The 15,473-nt window shown below is 72.3% G+C and carries 18 protein-coding genes; all 18 read left to right on the top strand.

What is annotated here, in order from left to right:
• Positions 1–6: 6 nt before the first annotated feature.
• The 18 genes from M3148_RS13380 to M3148_RS13295 all read left to right on the top strand — a co-directional run bounded on the left by M3148_RS13380 (position 7) and on the right by M3148_RS13295 (position 15,462).
• Complete coding sequence (locus M3148_RS13380; RefSeq protein WP_251305203.1) at positions 7–849, top strand: sigma-70 family RNA polymerase sigma factor; 843 nt, start codon at positions 7–9, stop codon at positions 847–849.
• A 74-nt stretch (positions 850–923) separates the two neighbouring features.
• Positions 924–2,474, top strand: coding sequence for a glycosyltransferase (locus M3148_RS13375; RefSeq protein WP_251305202.1), 1,551 nt, complete (start codon positions 924–926; stop codon positions 2,472–2,474).
• Positions 2,475–2,584: 110 nt separating this feature from the next.
• A complete protein-coding gene (locus M3148_RS13370) occupies positions 2,585–3,403 on the top strand; it encodes a flagellin N-terminal helical domain-containing protein (RefSeq protein ID WP_251305201.1) in 819 nt (272 codons plus the stop codon).
• Between the two features lie 110 nt (positions 3,404–3,513).
• The gene (fliD, locus tag M3148_RS13365; RefSeq protein ID WP_251305200.1) at positions 3,514–4,860 is read left to right on the top strand and encodes a flagellar filament capping protein FliD; all 1,347 of its coding nucleotides are present in this window, start codon (positions 3,514–3,516) and stop codon (positions 4,858–4,860) included.
• A gap of 8 nt (positions 4,861–4,868) precedes the next feature.
• The gene (fliS, locus tag M3148_RS13360; RefSeq protein ID WP_251305199.1) at positions 4,869–5,270 is read left to right on the top strand and encodes a flagellar export chaperone FliS; all 402 of its coding nucleotides are present in this window, start codon (positions 4,869–4,871) and stop codon (positions 5,268–5,270) included.
• Positions 5,270–5,596, top strand: coding sequence for a hypothetical protein (locus M3148_RS13355; RefSeq protein WP_251305198.1), 327 nt, complete (start codon positions 5,270–5,272; stop codon positions 5,594–5,596). The genes fliS and M3148_RS13355 overlap by 1 nt, the downstream gene beginning before the upstream one ends.
• Positions 5,597–5,918: 322 nt before the next feature.
• Entirely contained in the window at positions 5,919–6,263 is a 345-nt protein-coding gene (locus M3148_RS13350; protein ID WP_251305197.1) for a flagellar basal body rod protein FlgB, read from the top strand.
• Positions 6,263–6,661, top strand: a complete 399-nt coding sequence (locus tag M3148_RS13345; RefSeq protein WP_251305196.1) for a flagellar basal body rod protein FlgC — start codon at positions 6,263–6,265, stop codon at positions 6,659–6,661. The genes M3148_RS13350 and M3148_RS13345 overlap by 1 nt, the downstream gene beginning before the upstream one ends.
• Complete coding sequence (gene fliE, locus M3148_RS13340) at positions 6,661–6,966, top strand: flagellar hook-basal body complex protein FliE (protein WP_251305195.1); 306 nt, start codon at positions 6,661–6,663, stop codon at positions 6,964–6,966. Before M3148_RS13345 ends, fliE begins: the two co-directional genes overlap by 1 nt.
• The gene (gene fliF / locus M3148_RS13335) at positions 6,966–8,525 is read left to right on the top strand and encodes a flagellar basal-body MS-ring/collar protein FliF (protein WP_251305194.1); all 1,560 of its coding nucleotides are present in this window, start codon (positions 6,966–6,968) and stop codon (positions 8,523–8,525) included. Before fliE ends, fliF begins: the two co-directional genes overlap by 1 nt.
• Entirely contained in the window at positions 8,522–9,529 is a 1,008-nt protein-coding gene (fliG, locus tag M3148_RS13330) for a flagellar motor switch protein FliG (RefSeq protein WP_251305193.1), read from the top strand. Before fliF ends, fliG begins: the two co-directional genes overlap by 4 nt.
• Positions 9,519–10,145: a FliH/SctL family protein gene (locus M3148_RS13325; RefSeq protein WP_251305192.1), complete on the top strand. Its 627-nt coding sequence runs from the start codon at positions 9,519–9,521 to the stop codon at positions 10,143–10,145. The genes fliG and M3148_RS13325 overlap by 11 nt, the downstream gene beginning before the upstream one ends.
• Positions 10,142–11,485, top strand: coding sequence for a FliI/YscN family ATPase (locus M3148_RS13320; RefSeq protein ID WP_251305191.1), 1,344 nt, complete (start codon positions 10,142–10,144; stop codon positions 11,483–11,485). Before M3148_RS13325 ends, M3148_RS13320 begins: the two co-directional genes overlap by 4 nt.
• Complete coding sequence (locus tag M3148_RS13315; RefSeq protein WP_251305190.1) at positions 11,482–11,910, top strand: flagellar FliJ family protein; 429 nt, start codon at positions 11,482–11,484, stop codon at positions 11,908–11,910. Before M3148_RS13320 ends, M3148_RS13315 begins: the two co-directional genes overlap by 4 nt.
• A complete protein-coding gene (locus tag M3148_RS13310; RefSeq protein WP_251305189.1) occupies positions 11,907–12,524 on the top strand; it encodes a C40 family peptidase in 618 nt (205 codons plus the stop codon). Before M3148_RS13315 ends, M3148_RS13310 begins: the two co-directional genes overlap by 4 nt.
• Positions 12,524–13,768, top strand: a complete 1,245-nt coding sequence (locus M3148_RS13305) for a flagellar hook-length control protein FliK (protein ID WP_251305188.1) — start codon at positions 12,524–12,526, stop codon at positions 13,766–13,768. The genes M3148_RS13310 and M3148_RS13305 overlap by 1 nt, the downstream gene beginning before the upstream one ends.
• 11 nt (positions 13,769–13,779) lie before the next feature.
• Positions 13,780–14,241 carry a flagellar hook capping FlgD N-terminal domain-containing protein gene (locus M3148_RS13300; protein WP_251305187.1) on the top strand — a complete coding sequence of 154 codons (462 nt, stop codon included), beginning with the start codon at positions 13,780–13,782 and terminating at the stop codon, positions 14,239–14,241.
• An 18-nt stretch (positions 14,242–14,259) separates the two neighbouring features.
• Complete coding sequence (locus M3148_RS13295; protein WP_251305186.1) at positions 14,260–15,462, top strand: flagellar hook protein FlgE; 1,203 nt, start codon at positions 14,260–14,262, stop codon at positions 15,460–15,462.
• Positions 15,463–15,473: the final 11 nt, after the last annotated feature.

The raw sequence follows: 15,473 nt of genomic DNA, 5'->3' as shown, positions 1-15,473 counted from the left end.
AGGACCATGGCGCTGGAGCGTCGCGAGCAGGACGAACTCATCGAGCAGCACCTCTCGCTCGTGGGCTATCACGTGAGTGAGATGATTCGACGGGTTCCGACCCACGTGCAGCGCGACGAGCTCGCCGCTGCCGGGTCGTTGGCACTGGTGCAGGCCGCCCGAGGCTTCAACGCCGAGCTGGGTGTCCCGTTCGCGCGGTACGCCTCCACCCGGATCCGCGGTGCGATCCTCGACGAGCTGCGCGGCATGGACTGGGCCTCCCGGGGCACCCGCCAGCGCGCCCGCCGCCTGGCCGAGCTGACCGAGCGACTCACCGGCAACCTCGGTCGCGCCCCCCGCCCGGACGAGCTGGCGCAGGCCATGGGCGTGGGCGTCGACGAGCTGCGTTCCATCCGCGACGACGCGCAGCGCCGCGTCGTCTCCCTGGACGCCGACACGACTGACGCCACCGGCAGCATCAGCGACAGGGCGCCGAGCCCGGAGGAGCGCGTCGTCGTCGACGAGCGTCTGCGCTACCTCACCGCCGGCGTCGGTGAGCTGCCCGAGAACCTGCGCGTCGTCGTCCAGGGGATCTTCTTCGAGGAGCGCCCGGTCGTCGAGATCGCCGCCGAGCTTGGTGTCACCCAGTCCAGGGTCAGCCAGCTGCGGACGCAGGCCCTGGGCATGCTGCGCGATGCGATGAACACGGCGCTCGACCCGGAGCTCGCCCCGGTGGCCTCCGAGCAGCCCGGCGTCGCGGAGAAGCGCCGCCAGGCCTACTACGCCGCCGTCGCCCAGCGGGCCAGCGCGACGGCGCTGCAGACGGTGGTCGAGGTCACCGCGGCTGCGGTGGTCAGCGAAGCGGTCTAGCTTCGGCTCAGGATCGCGTCACGTTGGTCGATGGGACCGGGGGAGACCTCAATCCACCCTTCGAGGAGACCCCCGTGGCGCGACAGCCTGACCCGACCATCTCAGCCGTCCTCATCGTCAAGGACGAGGAGGACTACCTCGCGCGTTGCCTCGAGTCGGTGCGGTGGGTGGACGAAATCGTCGTCTACGACACCGGCTCGAGCGACCGCACCGTCGAGATCGCGCGTCAGTTCACCGACACGGTGATCGAGGGCTACTGGAACGACGACTTCGGCGACGCCCGGAACCGTGCACTGGAGCACGCGACGGGAGAGTGGATCCTGCAGGTCGACGCGGACGAGACCTTCGAGTGCGAACCCCGCAGGGTCCGGCGCCACCTTCGTGAGCCGCGGGCGAACTTCCTCACCGTGACGATCGCGGCGCGAGTCGTCGCCCCCGGTGCCGCCGACACTCCCGTCGCCTCGATCCGCCTGTTCCGCCGTGCGGACGGTACCTACGCCGGCGCCTTGCACGAGCAGGTGGTCAACCGTCCCGGACGCCCGATGGTCATCCGTCCGCTGCCCGGAACGTCCATCCGGCACGCCGGCTACTCGGAGGGGCCCGAGGCGATGGCCGAGCGCGCCTACCGCAACCTCGAGCTCGCGCAGCGGGAGCTCGAGGTTGCCGGCCCGAGCCGTGGTGAGCGACCCGGGGGGTACGCGATGAAGCAGGCGAACCTGGCCCGCTCGCTCAGTGCCGTGGGGCGAACTGACGAGGCGCTCGAACTCGCCGAGGAGATCCACGACGGCGGAGCGCTCGCCAACATCGCCATGGAGCTCCTCGCGGGGTCCATGGCGCTTGCGGCGGCACGCAAGAGCGGCCGGCCTGAGCTTGCCCGGACCTGGGTCGACCGGCTCGCGGCGGTGACGGGCAACCGGGTGTGGGCCGACGTCGTCCTCGTGCAGGTCGCCGCGAGCGAAGGGTCCGCCGAGCGCACCCTCGACGCCCTCGACTGCATCCCGGCCACGATGGTCGACGCCCTCGGCCGGCGCGTTCGGCGTGCCGACTACGCCCAGTACGAGGTGTGGGCACTGTGGAAGCTCGGCCGCGCGGCGGAAGCGCTGAGCACGGCGCAACGTGCCGCTCGGGCCGGCGTGCTGCCCGGGGGGCCGCGGGAACTCATGACCTGGCTGGGGGAAGAGGGCGTCCGCGCCTTCATCGACGCCCTGCCGGATGACGTGTGGCAGGTGCTGGCCGTGGTGTGCACGCAGGAGGACCACCAGGACGGGCGCGCCGTACTCGGCGCCATGGCACAGGTACGTCCTACCGACCTGGCCACCCTGCTGTGCGGTAGCCGCTTGAGCTTCCCTCACGACCTCGCCGGCCTCGAGGAGGCAGCGAGGTGGTCCGCCCGCCAGCGCGGCGCCGGCCTGGCGGAGTACTGCCCGCTCGTCGCGACCGCCACGGCAGCGGACGTGCCAGCAACCCAGCGCGCACGAGCAGCCGCGCTCGCTCTGTTCGCCTACGACGACGCGCGCGCGCTCCCGGCACTGGAGGCTGCCCTCGCCGCGGTCGCGCCGCAGGACGAGCCGGAGCTCGCGGTGCAGCTCGACGTGCTCGCGCCCGGGCTCGTCTCCCACGCCTGAGAACTTTCGATCGAAACTTCTCATCACCGCCGCCTAGCGACCGATAGGACCGGGTGACCGCCCATGGAAGGGCAGTCGGAACACCACACTTCAGGAAGAAGAGGAACACCATGGCACTCTCCGTGCAGAACAACGTCGCCGCGATGAACTCGTACCGCAACCTCTCGCAGACGCAGAACGACCTCAGCTCCTCCCTCGAGAAGCTGAGCAGTGGCTTCCGCATCAACCGCGCGGCCGACGACGCCGCGGGCCTGGCGATCTCGGAGGGCCTGCGCTCCCAGATCGGTGGCCTCAACGTCGCCGTCCGCAACGCTCAGGACGGCATCTCCGTCGTCCAGACCGCTGAAGGTGCGCTCACCGAGACGCACGCCATCCTCCAGCGGATGCGTGACCTGTCCGTCCAGGCCTCCAACACCGGTGCGCTCAGCGACACGGCCAAGACCAACATCCAGGCGGAGGTCGACGAGCTCGCCGCTGGTCTGGACGACATCGCCAAGCAGACCCAGTTCAACGGCCGCGCCCTGCTCGACGGCACCTACACCGGCCAGACCTTCCAGGTCGGTGCCAACGCAGGCGAGGTCATCACGGTGAACATCGCCACGGCGATGAGCTCCTCCGGTCTCGGCGTGGACGCCCTCGACGTCGTGACGAACGCCAGCACCGCCATCACGACGCTGGACACTGCGATCGACACGGTCTCCAAGGTCCGTGCCGAGCTCGGTGCGAAGCAGAACCGTCTCGACCACACCATCAACAACCTGCAGGTCTCGGTCGAGAACCTCACCGCGTCGGAGTCCCGGATCCGCGACACCGACATGGCCAACGAGATGGTCAGCTACACCAGCGCGAACATCCTCCAGCAGGCCGGCACCTCCATGCTGGCCCAGGCCAACCAGATGCCGCAGTCGATCCTCTCGCTGCTGCGCTGACCGCTACCGGGCCTGGCCCGGTAGCACTGCACCAACCGACCGGCGGCCCGCTCACTCCTGGGCGGGCCGCCGGCCGCATACCCACCACACACGCACGGGAGGTCGCCGGGATGACGATCGGCATCGACGGCATGGTCAGCGGTCTGGACACGACCGCCATCATCGACGGTCTGGTCAAGATCCAGGCGAACCAGCAGGTCCTGCTCAAGAACAAGTCGACGATGGCGTCCCAGCTGGTCTCGGCGCTGCAGGGACTCAACAACAGGGTCGCCTCGCTCGCCACCGCAGCCACCAAGGTTGCCGATCCCAAGTCCTGGACGGTGACCAAACCGACCGCTTCCTCCGACGCCGTGACCGTCGCCGGCTCGGCGAGCGCCAAGCCCGGTACGGTCGAGCTCTCCGTCACCCAGCTCGCCTCCGGGCAGGTCTCCCTGCTGGACCCCACAAAGCTCGCGGCCTCCTTCACGCTCGACGCTGGTGGGGAGACCTACGAGATCAGCCCGTCTGGCACACACACCGACGACATCGCTGCCGCCATCAACACGCTTACCGCCAAGACGGGGATCAGCGCGACGCGGGTGCGTACCGGGGGCACCGACAAGGAACCCACCTACAGCCTCCAGCTCAGCGGACGTACCGGTGAGGCCAACGCCTTCACCGTGCGTGCGGGCGGCGCGGGTTCGGAGGTCCTCGCCTCAGCAGGCACCGCCCTCACCAAGGCTCAGGACGCGAAGATCACCATCTGGCCGTCGTCCGCGACGGGCGGGTACCCCCTCAGCAGCGCGAGCAACACCTTCACCGACGTCCTCGAGGGCGTGGACGTCACCGTCAGCAAGGCCTCCGCACAGCCCGTGACGATCACCGCGACCACCGACACCGACGCACAGCGCGCACTCGCCGACGAGCTCGTGAGCAACGTGTCCGTCGTGCTGTCCGAGATCGCCTCGCGCTCCCGCACAACCACGGAGACCGATGCCTCCGGAAACACTGTCGTCACCGGTGGCCTGTTCTCGGGCGACTCGGCCATCCGTCTTCTCACCAACGACGTCCAGTCCGCCATGACGAGCGCCGTGAACGGGCAGTCCCCGTCCACGATCGGCATCAGCATGGACCGCCACGGTGCGGTCTCACTCGACAAGGCCGCCTTCGACAAGGCCATGACCGACGACCCCAAGGGGACGATGGAGATGGTGCAGGCCATCGCCGAGCGCGTGGGCAAGGTGGCCGAGCGGGCGTCCAGCGCGGACGAGGGCACGCTGACCGCCAAGATCACGTCCAAGGAGTCCGTCGTCAAGGACCTGGGGACCCAGGTCGCCAAGTGGGACGAGCGGCTCAGCGCGAGGCGCGCGCAGCTCGTCGCGCAGTTCAGCTCGATGGAGGTCCGGCTCTCGCGGCTCAACTCCACCCAGAGCTGGCTCACCAACCAGATCGCCGGCCTCAACGCTAGCAAGCAGTAGGAGAACCGATGAACCAGGCCGCACTGCTCGCCAAGTTCCGCCGGGAGTCCCTGGCCACCGCCTCCCCGGCGCAGCTGCTCACCATGCTCTACGACCGTCTGCTCCTCGACCTCGACCGCGCCATCGCGGCGATCGGCTCGGGGGACCGCGCGGGCGCCAACGAGCAGCTGGGGCACGCCCAGCAGATCGTCCACGAGCTGCGCTGCAGCCTGGACGTCAGCGCCTGGGACGGCGGTCAGCAGCTCCTCGACATCTACAACTACCTCTACTCCGAGCTCGTCACCGCCAACGTCGGCCACGACGCCGCCAAGGTCACCGCCTGCCGCACGCTCGTCACCCCCCTCCGCGACGCCTGGCACCAGGCCGCCGCCATGCCCGGCACCGGCACCGCTGCCGTCGCCGTCGGCTGATGGACGTCACCGCCGCGACGCCGGACGCCTTCCGCGCCCGCTGGGAGGCCGCGCTCACCGAGCTCGAGCTCGACGTCGCCGAGACCGAGGCGATGCTCGCGGGGGACCACGTCACCGCGCCGGCCCCGCCCTGGACGCCGCCGCCCGGCCTCGGGCCGCTGCCTGAGCCGCTACGGGCGCGCGCCCAGCTGCTCGTCGATCGTCAGGCCGAGGTCGCCCAACGGCTGGGTGAGGCGCTCGTCCTCAGCCGGCGCCAGGCCCGGCTCACCGAGGTGCTCCGGGCGGGCGGACCGCGCCGCCCGGTCTACCTCGACGCCGCCGGCTGACCAGCGTCCGACGAACACCGTGTGTCTTCCGGGTCCTCACAGGGGACCCGAAAGGCACACGGTGTTGTGGCATGTCCGCGTGCGGTCACGACAGGGATGCCGACAGTCGGATCCCGGGGGCAGCGGGAGGCACCGGCCATCGGCGTCCGGGGGTGCTCCCAGTCAGCCAGAGAGCACTCCACTGCTCAATGGGGAGAACTCCCCATCAACCCCTCACACGTCCCCGACGGCTGCCGATCAGGGATGGGTGAGCACGGACAGCTCGCCACCAGGCCATGGATCGGCCGCACGTACCGCAGTTTCACTAAGGGGTTAGACCCACGTGTTCGATTCAGTGACCTCCGTGGCGATGAAGAGCGCCCTCGACGCGCTCTCGCTGCGCCAGCGAGTCATCGCCGACAACATCGCCAACGTCAACACCCCCGGCTTCCTCGCCGGGCGGGTGCAGTTCGAGGACGCCCTCGCCAACGCGGTCCGCACCGGACGCGACGCCGGCGTCGAGGCGAGCGTCGAGCGCTCGCTCGAGCCGACGCGCGAGAACGGCAACAACGTCAACCTCGACACCGAGACGCTGTCGAACATCGACGCGAACCTGCGCTACCAGGTGGCGACCCGCTCCATCGACGGCAGCTTCACCGCCATCCGTACCGCGATCAGGAGCGCCTGATGACCTTTGACGCGATCGGCATCGCCTCCACCGGCATGACCGTCCACCGCAAGTGGTTGGACGCCGTCAGCGACAACCTCGCCAACGTCAACAACGCCAGCTCGACGGACGGCGCCGCCTTCCAGGCCCGCTACGTCGTCGCCACCGCGATGAGCTACGGCGAGCCCGCCGGCGCCCAGGTGGCCGGTATCGAGCTCGGCAGCGCCGAGGGCCGCCTGGTCCACGAGCCCAACCACCCGCTCGCCGACGAGGAGGGGTACGTGCGCTACCCCGACGTCGACATGTCCAGCCAGATGACCCAGCTCATCATGGCCCAGCGCGGCTACCAGGCCAGCGCAGCGGTCGTGGACCGAGCCCGGGAGAGCTACCAGTCCGCCCTCCAGATCGGGAGAAACTGATGCCCGCGATCGACGCGATCTCCGCCGTCTCGCCCACCGGCTACCTCGACGGCCTCGAGGCCGTCGACCCGGCCGCGAGCGACGGCAGCGCCTTCGGCTCCGTGCTTGCCTCCGCCATCGACGGCGTCAGCCAGAAGCAGGAGGTCTCCTCCGACCTCGCCCTCAAGGCCGTCACCGGTGACCTCGAGGACGTCCACGACTACACGATCGCGGCCACTGAGGCCGCCGTCGCGCTCGAGCTCACCGTCGCGCTGCGCAACAAGGCGGTTGACGCGTTCAACGAGATCATGCGGATGCAGGCCTGATGCCCGCGTCCGTCACCAGCGCGTTCACACGCCTGAAGGAGCGGGTGGCGGAGTTCAGCCTCCCCCAGAAGACGCTCGCCCTCATCGGCATCGCCGCCCTCGTCCTCGGCATCGTCGTCGCGACGTCGTGGGCCAACCGGCCGACGATGAGCCCGCTGTTCAGCGGTCTGTCCGGCGAGGACGCCTCCGCCGTCGTCGACCAGCTCACGGCCGCCGGCATCACCTACGAGCTCACCGACGGCGGCGCCACGGTCCTCGTGCCCGCCGAGACGGTCTACGACCAGCGCATCGCGCTCGCTGCCGAAGGTCTGCCGACCGAGGAGGGCGGCTACAGCCTCCTCGACGACATGGGCATGACGAGCTCGGACTTCCAGCAGCAGGTGAGCTACCAGCGCGCCATCGAGGGCGAGCTCGCCAAGACGGTGCGCGCGCTCGACGGCGTGTCCTCCGCGACGGTCCACCTGGCCCTGCCCGAGGAGAGCGTCTTCACCGACACGGCGCCCGAGCCGACCGCCTCCGTCTTCGTCCAGGCGGAGACGGGCAAGACGATCGACTCCGGCTCCGTGCAGGCGATCGTCAACCTCGTCTCCTCCGCAGTCGCGGGCATGGACCCGCTCAACGTGTCGGTCGTCGACTCCGAGGGCGCCGTGCTCACCACCTCCCCGGGCGGCGGCGGTCCCGACGGCGCCACCGAGTACGAGGAACGCGTCGCCGGGCAGGTGCAGACCATGCTCAACCGGGTGGTCGGCGCCGGCAACGCCGTCGTGTCGGTCAACGCCGAGCTCGGTCGCGACGCGACCCAGCGCACGAGCGAGACCTTCAGCCCGGCGGAGGGCACCCCGCCGCTCAGCGAGACCCGCAGCACCGAGGAGTACCAGGGCGGCGGCCAGGCCGTCGGCGGTGTGCTCGGCCCGGACAACATCGCGGTGCCGAACGGCGACGGTGCCGGTAACTACACCCGCGAGGACGCGACGACCAACAACGCCGTCAACAAGGTCACCGAGCTCACCACCGTCACCCCCGGCGGGGTCACGCGCCAGTCGGTGTCCGTCGTCGTCGACTCGGTCGCCGCCGCCGGGATCACCGTGGAGGAGCTCGAGGACATCGTCGCGGTGGCCGCGGGCATCGACGCGGAGCGTGGTGACCAGGTCGCCGTCGCGCAGATGGCCTTCGACACCTCGACGGCGGACGCCGCCCAGCAGGCGCTCGACGCCCAGGCGGACGTCGAGGCGGCTGCTGCCGCGGCCGCCCAGCGCGACGCCCTCATCCGGGGCGGGCTCATCGCCGTCGTCCTCCTCGTCGTCCTCCTCGCCATCCTGCGCCGCGCCCGCCGCGGCCGGAACCGGGAGGACATCGACCTCGGCGAGCTCGAGGTCAGCCAGCTGCCTGCACCCGAGCCCTTCGAGCCGGACACGAGCATCCTCGAGCCCGCCCCGGAGATGCGCGTCATCGAGCCGGACGCGACCGAGGCCGCCCGCCTGGGTGTCGTCGCGATGGCCGACGAGGACCCGAGCGCGGTCGCCGACCGCCTGCGCCAGTGGATGGCGGTCAAGCAGTGAACCTCACCAGCCCGCAGAAGGCCGCCGTCGTGCTCCTCCAGCTCGGCCACGAGCGCGCCACCAAGGTGCTCGCGCTCCTCGACGAGCAGGAGGTCGAGGAGATCTCCGCCGAGATCGCCCGCATGGAGACGGTGCCGACCGCCATCGCCGACCAGGTCCTCGTCGAGTTCTACGACCAGGCCAACGGCGGAGCTCCCGTCGCCGGCCACGGTGGCCTCGAGTACGCCCAGCGGCTCCTCGAGGACTCCCTCGGCGTCGAGCGCGCCGGCCTCGTCATGGGGCGGCTCACCACGCTGCTCGCCGGCCAGCCCTTCGACTTCCTCCAGCAGGCCGAGGCCCGTCAGGTCCTGTCGCTCATCAACGGGGAGCACCCCCAGACGATGGCCGTGGTCCTCGCCCACCTGCGTCCTGAGCGCGCCTCGGCCATCATGGCCGGACTGCCGCCCACGGAGCGTGCGGACGTCGCCATGCGCATTGGCACCATGGAGCAGGCCAGCCCGGAGGCCGTGTCGACCATCGCCGAGAGCCTTCAGCGACGCGCCGGCCACGTCCTCACCGCCGGTGAGGCGACGACGGCGGTGGGCGGCATCCAGCCCCTCGTCGAGATCCTCAACCGCGCCGACCCGAGCACCGAGAAGCAGATCCTCGAGGAGCTCGGCCAGCGCGACGAGGCCCTCGCCGAGCAGGTCCGCAGCCTCATGTTCACCTTCGAGGACGTCATCCACCTCGACGACCGCGCCGTCCAGCTCGTCCTGCGCCAGACCGACACGAGCGGTCTCGCGCTCGCGCTCAAGGGCACGTCCGCGGAGCTCACCGAGAAGATCAAGCGCAACCTGTCCGAGCGTGCCCGCCTCGACCTCGTGGACGAGATGGAGATCGCCGGTGCCGTTCGCCTCTCGGAGGTCCACGACGCCCGAGGCGCCATCGTCAAGGTCATCCGCACGCTGGAGGAGTCCGGCCAGATCGTCGTGCGCCGGGACGGGGAGGACGAGTATGTCTCTTGAGGTCACCCACACGGGTCCCGTGTTCACCCCGCTCCATGCCTCTCGCCCCGAGGCGGCGTCCGTGGCGGCCGGCTACTCCAGCGGGTACACCGCCGGCTGGTCGGCCGGTGCCCGGGCCGCCGCCCAGGATGCCGAGGAGCAGCGCCGTCGGGGCGCCGAGGAGCTGGCCGTCCGCGCCCAGCAGGCCGCGACCGCGGCCCAGGAGGCGCTCGGTGTGCTGGCCCAGGCCGCCGAGGCCGCCCGCCGCCGCTCCGCCCCCGTCCTCACCGAGGCGCAGGACGCGCTGACCCGCGCGGCCGTCGACCTCGCCGAGACCGTGCTGGGCTCGGAGCTGCGGGACGGTGACGCATCGGCACGGTCCGCCCTGCGGCGTGCGCTGTCCGTGCGCGACGAGGGCCTGGTCCGCGTCCGCCTCAACCCGGAGGACCTCGCCCACCTCGCGGCGACCCTCGGTGCTCTCCCGATCGAGCTCCACCTCCCCGACGGCGTCGAGCTCGTCCCGGACCCGACCCTCGGACGAGGGGACGCGCTGAGCGAGCTCGAGGAGGGCTACCTCGACGCACGCGTCGACGCCGCCCTCTCCCGGGTCCGCGACGCCTTGGGGGTCACGGAGTGACCGTCCAGCTCGCGGCGCCCACCGCCCGGCCCGCCGGCCGCTGGCAGCGCGCCCTCACCGTTGCCCGGCCCCAGCGGGTGGGCGTGGTCCGCTCCGTCGTCGGGCTCACCGTCGAGGTGACCGGCCTGCCCCTCGCCGTCGGCGACCTCGTCGACATCGACGCCGGTGGCTGGACCGTGGGCGCGGAGGTCGTCGGCCTGGGCCGCGACTCCAGCCGCTGCATGCCACTCGGACCGGTCGACGGGCTGCGCATCGGCGCTCCCGCCCGCTCCACCGGCCACCCGCTCACCATCGGCGTCGGCCAGGGGCTGCTCGGGCGCGTGCTCGACGGCCTCGGCCGGCCCATCGACGGCAAGGGCCCGCTGCGCGTCGAGGAATCCGTGCCCGTCACCGCGCAGGCGCCCTCCGCCCTGGAGCGCGCCCGCGTGGACCAGCCGCTGTCCCTCGGCGTGCGTGTCCTCGACACGCTCGTCACCGCCGGCCGCGGTCAGCGGCTGGGCCTGTTCGCGGGCTCCGGCGTGGGCAAGTCCTCGCTCCTGTCGATGATCGCTCGCGGCACCGACGCGACCGTCAACGTCATCGGCCTGGTCGGCGAGCGTGGCCGCGAGGTGCGCGAGTTCCTCGAGGACGACCTCGGCCCCGAGGGCCTGGCCCGCTCCGTCGTCGTCGTCGCGACGTCCGACGAGCCCCCGGTCGTCCGCCTGCGGGCGGCGTTCACCGCCACCCGCGTGGCGGAGTACTTCCGCGACCAGGGCACCGACGTCGTCCTCATGATGGACTCCCTCACCCGCGCGGCGATGGCGCAGCGCGAGATCGGTCTCTCGGTCGGCGAGCCGCCCGCCACGCGCGGCTACCCGCCGTCGACGTTCTCGATGCTCGCCCAGCTCCTCGAGCGGGCGGGGACCGGCTCGACCGGCTCCGTCACGGGTATCTACACCGTCCTCGTCGACGGCGACGACCACAACGAGCCGATTGCCGACGCCGCCCGGTCCATCCTCGACGGCCACGTCGTCCTGGACCGCAAGCTCGCCGTCACCGGCCACTTCCCCAGCGTGGACGCGATCGCCTCCATCTCGCGCGTCGCCTCCCGGGTGACGACGGCGGAGCAGCGGGCCGCGGCCACCACCCTGCGCTCCGTCCTGGCGGCCCGCCGCCAGGCGCAGGACCTCATCGACGTCGGTGCCTACGTCGCCGGCTCCAACCCCAGGGTCGACGCGGCCGTCGCACACGCCGACGCGATCGACGCCTTCCTCCGCCAGGACGTCGCCGACACGGTCGACGCGGAGCAGTCCTGGGCCCACCTGAGCGCGCTCGTCGCGGGAATGGGAGTGATGTCATGAAGCCGTTCCGGCTGCAGAGCGTGGCGCGGCTGCGCCAGATGGAGGAGGACCGCGCGACAGCCGCCCTCGTGCAGCGCCGCGAGTTCCGGCGCACCGCCGACTCCCGCACCGTGCAGGCCCTGGCGGCCCTCGACAGCGCGAGCCTGCCCACCCAGGTGGACGTGCTCAGCTGGCAGGCCGCCGTCGCCGCCCGCGCCGCGGCCAGCGCGTCGGCCGTCGAGGCCGCCACCGTGGCCGAGCTCGCGCAGGCCGACGAGCAGGCCGCGCAGGGGGAGTGGTCGGCAGCCCGCCGCCGCAGCACGACCATCGGCAAGCTCGCCGAGCGCCACCGCCTCGCCGAGCTCGACGAGGAGAACCACGCCGAGCAGCTCACGCTCGACGAGGTCGCCTCCCAGCGCGTCCGCTTACGGGAGGCCGCGCGATGAGCATCGCCGCCGTCCAGGCCCGCATGGTCGAGCTGCAGGGTGCCATCAGCGCCGTCAGCCAGCCCGTCACCACGACCGCCACCGCGCAGCCAGCGTCCGACTTCGGCGGCGCGCTCGCCGCCGCGCTCACCAGCGAGGCCGCCACCGGGACGTCCTCGGTCGCCTCCTCCGTCGCCTCCGCCCTCGCCGGTGGGACGACGACGGCGGCCACCCCCGCCGCCGCGACCGGCGCCGCCACGCCGGCCGCACCCGGGACCGGCGACGCCCTCGTGGAGTCCGCCAAGAAGTACCTCGGCGTCCCATACGTCTGGGGCGGGGAGAGCCTCTCCGAGGGCGGCCTGGACTGCTCCGGGCTCGTCCAGCTCGCGATGAAGGACCTCGGCGTGGACGTCCCGCGCGTGGCCCGCGACCAGATGAAGATCGGCACCGAGGTGCCCTCGATCGACCAGGCCCGGCCCGGCGACCTCGTCGTCACCCGCGGCGGCGGCCACATCGGCATCTACGCCGGTGGCAACAAGTGGATCCACGCCCCCTACCCGGGGGAGAAGGTCAAGCTCGCCGAGATGACGACGCCGCCCACGACGATCCGCCGCGTCCTGCCGACGGGGGCCTGATGAGCATCACCATCCCCACCGCGCCCGCCCCGGCGCCGACGGCTCCCGGCCGGCCCACGGCCGCCCGCAGCGGCAGCGGTGACGCCTTCGCCGCCAGCCTGGCGGCCGCCACCCAGCCCGAGGACGCCGCGAGCACCCAGACGCCCGCCACGGAGACCGCCACAGCGGTCGCGGGGGAGGGAACCGAGAGCGGTGAGGGCGACGGAAGCGCGACCGGCACCCCGCTCCCGGTGCTCGAGCTCCCCGCCGTCCCCGGCTGGACCGTCGGCACGGCGCAGGGGGACGGCGCCGATGGCGCGGCCGCTGGTCCCGTACCCACCACCGTGCCGGTTCCCGTGCCGGCCGTCACGACGGCTCCCGCCGCTCCCGCCGGCTCGGCGGACCCGGCCACCGCGGCCGCGCCCCTCACCGCCCAGGTGCCTGCCGGTCGGCCTGCCGGACCCGACGAGCCCGCCGAGCCCGCCGAGCCCCCCGAGCCCGCCCCCGTCCCTCCGCGCCCGGCGGACGGCGCCACTCCTGCCGTCTCCGGCGCCGCGCGCCTCCCCGCCGTCGCCATCGTGACGGAGCCCGAGCCCTCTGCGGGCGCGGCGCCGGTGACCCCCGGCCCTCCCGCCGTCGTCGCCGCGCCCGCCGAGTCCGTCCCGACGGCGGCCAGCCCCGCAGCGCCGGCCGTGCCGACCGTCGGCGCGCCGCCCGTCGTCACGCCGCCCGTGGCAGTCGAGCAGCCACGGACGGCACCCGAAGCGCCCACGCTCGCCGTCGAGGGCACCGTCCGCGTCGACCAGCCGGCGCGCACCGACGGCGTCACCCGCGCCGAGCAGCTCGCCGCCCCCACGCCAGCCACCCCGCCGCAGCAGCCGCTCGGCACGCAGCTGGCCTCGGCCCTGTCGCGCCTGCGCACGGCGCCGGAGGGCCACCACGTCCTCCACGTCCGTGTCGACCCCGAGGACCTCGGGCCCGTCCGGGTCTCGGCCCACATCGGGGCCGACGGCGTGCGCATCGAGCTGCAGGGCATGACCGACGCCGCCAAGGACGCGCTGCGTGGGGCGCTGCACGACCTGCGCCGTGAGCTGGCGGCCACCGGTCTGCGCGCCGACCTCGACCTCGGGTCCGAGAACCACCAGCGCGGCCCCGCCGAGAGACCCGCGCCGGCGCGGGACGGCGCGCGTCCCGTCACCACGGCCGCCCCGGCGGCCGCCCCGACCACGCCCGTCCGCCACGGCGGCCTGGACCTCCTCGCCTAAGGAGCACGACCATGCCCATCGACCCCGTCTCCGCGGGCCACACACCCCCGGTCAGCCCGCCCCCGTCCGCGCCGCCGCCGAGCGGCTTGAAGAAGGACGACTTCCTCCAGCTGCTCGTCACCTCGCTGCGCTACCAGGACCCCTCCGAGCCGCTCTCGACGAGCGAGCTCATGGCCCAGACCACCCAGCTGTCGACGATGGAGCAGCTCACCGAGCTGACCACGCTCACGCAGGAGGCCTTCCACCTGCAGATGCGCAGCTCGGCCACCGAGCTCGTCGGCAAGGAGGTCAGCTATCTCGACGGTGACGGCGTGCGCCACAGCGGCGTGGTCAGCGCCGTCGACTTCTCCGTCACTCCTCCTGGCGCCGTCGTCGGCGACGCCGTCGTCCCGATGAACCTGCTCGCCACGGTCGGTGCCCTGCCGCCCGTCACCCCGCCCGCCGGCGGGACCCCCACCGACCCCGCCGCCTGACCCGAAGGACACCAGACCATGCTTCGTTCACTCTTCTCCGGCATCTCCAGCCTCCGCTCCCACCAGACGATGCTCGACGTCACCGGCAACAACATCGCCAACGCGAACACCACGGGTTTCAAGGCCTCCCAGACGCGCTTCGAGGACACCCTGTCCCAGATGCTCAACGCGCCCGGCGCTCCGCAGGGCAACAACGGCGGCACCAACCCGGCGCAGGTCGGCCTCGGTGTGCGCGTCGCCGGCATCAGCACGAACTTCACGCCCGGCGCCGCCCAGCAGACCGGCCGTAGCCTCGACATGATGATCAACGGCGACGGCTTCTTCGTCGTCAACCAGGGCGGGGAGCAGCTCTACACCCGCGCCGGTGCCTTCACCCTCGACGGCCTGGGCCGCCTCGTCACCTCCTCCGGCGCCCAGGTCATGGGTTGGGCGGCTGACGCCAACGGCGTCGTCAACCCCAACGGGCCGCTGACCAACCTTTCCCTGCCCGTGTCGACGACGATGGGCGCCCGCGCGACGAGCACCGTCACCTTCGCCGGCAACCTGCCCTCCGACGCGGAGACCGGCACGAGCCTGCTGCGCAGCATCGACGTCCACGCCGCCGACGGCACCGCCACCTCGCTGGACGTGCGCTACACGCTGCGCTCCACCGCGCCCGGCGCGACGTGGGACGTGCAGGTCCTGGACGGGGAGACCGAGCTCGGCGCCGGCAGCATCGCCTTCGACGCACGCGGCGGGCTGCAGAACGTCACGGTCCCGCGCGTGACCGTTGCCGGCGCGCCGATCGACCTCGACATGAGCGGCCTCACCGGCTTCGCCTCCCTCACCACGGTCGAGGCCGCGAGCCAGAACGGTCAGGGCGCGGGGGTCCTGCAGTCCTTCTCGATGAGCGCCGACGGTACCCTCATGGGCTCCTTCTCCAACGGCCTCAAGCGAGCCGTCGGCATGGTCGCGGTGGGCAGCTTCGCCAACGCCGAGGGCCTGGAGAAGGTCGGCGGCTCGCTGCTCCGCGCCAGCGTCAACTCCGGTGACGTCACGGTGGGCGCCGCCGGCGACGGCGGCCGCGGTGCACTGACCGGCGGTGCGCTGGAGATGTCGAACGTCGACCTCTCCCAGGAGTTCACCAACCTCATCATCGCCCAGCGCGGGTTCCAGGCCGGCTCCCGCATCATCACCACCTCCGACGAGCTCCTCCAGGAGCTCGTCAACCTCAAGCGCTGACGTCCGGCGGG

The sequence above is a fragment of the Georgenia satyanarayanai genome, from assembly GCF_023715365.1.
In the GTDB taxonomy this organism is placed as follows: Bacteria; Actinomycetota; Actinomycetes; order Actinomycetales; family Actinomycetaceae; genus Oceanitalea; species Oceanitalea satyanarayanai_B.
This window is presented reverse-complemented; position numbering and strand designations above follow the sequence as displayed.

Bases quoted from the DNA above. Each gene is read 5' to 3' on its own strand.
- M3148_RS13380 (WP_251305203.1), top strand. From the start codon at position 7: ATGGCGCTGGAGCGTCGCGAGCAGGACGAACTCATCGAGCAGCACCTC.
- M3148_RS13370 (WP_251305201.1), top strand. From the start codon at position 2,585: ATGGCACTCTCCGTGCAGAACAACGTCGCCGCGATGAACTCGTACCGC.
- fliD (WP_251305200.1), top strand. From the start codon at position 3,514: ATGACGATCGGCATCGACGGCATGGTCAGCGGTCTGGACACGACCGCC.
- fliS (WP_251305199.1), top strand. From the start codon at position 4,869: ATGAACCAGGCCGCACTGCTCGCCAAGTTCCGCCGGGAGTCCCTGGCC.
- M3148_RS13355 (WP_251305198.1), top strand. From the start codon at position 5,270: ATGGACGTCACCGCCGCGACGCCGGACGCCTTCCGCGCCCGCTGGGAG.
- M3148_RS13345 (WP_251305196.1), top strand. From the start codon at position 6,263: ATGACCTTTGACGCGATCGGCATCGCCTCCACCGGCATGACCGTCCAC.
- fliE (WP_251305195.1), top strand. From the start codon at position 6,661: ATGCCCGCGATCGACGCGATCTCCGCCGTCTCGCCCACCGGCTACCTC.
- fliF (WP_251305194.1), top strand. From the start codon at position 6,966: ATGCCCGCGTCCGTCACCAGCGCGTTCACACGCCTGAAGGAGCGGGTG.
- M3148_RS13325 (WP_251305192.1), top strand. From the start codon at position 9,519: ATGTCTCTTGAGGTCACCCACACGGGTCCCGTGTTCACCCCGCTCCAT.
- M3148_RS13315 (WP_251305190.1), top strand. From the start codon at position 11,482: ATGAAGCCGTTCCGGCTGCAGAGCGTGGCGCGGCTGCGCCAGATGGAG.
- M3148_RS13310 (WP_251305189.1), top strand. From the start codon at position 11,907: ATGAGCATCGCCGCCGTCCAGGCCCGCATGGTCGAGCTGCAGGGTGCC.
- M3148_RS13305 (WP_251305188.1), top strand. From the start codon at position 12,524: ATGAGCATCACCATCCCCACCGCGCCCGCCCCGGCGCCGACGGCTCCC.
- M3148_RS13300 (WP_251305187.1), top strand. From the start codon at position 13,780: ATGCCCATCGACCCCGTCTCCGCGGGCCACACACCCCCGGTCAGCCCG.
- M3148_RS13295 (WP_251305186.1), top strand. From the start codon at position 14,260: ATGCTTCGTTCACTCTTCTCCGGCATCTCCAGCCTCCGCTCCCACCAG.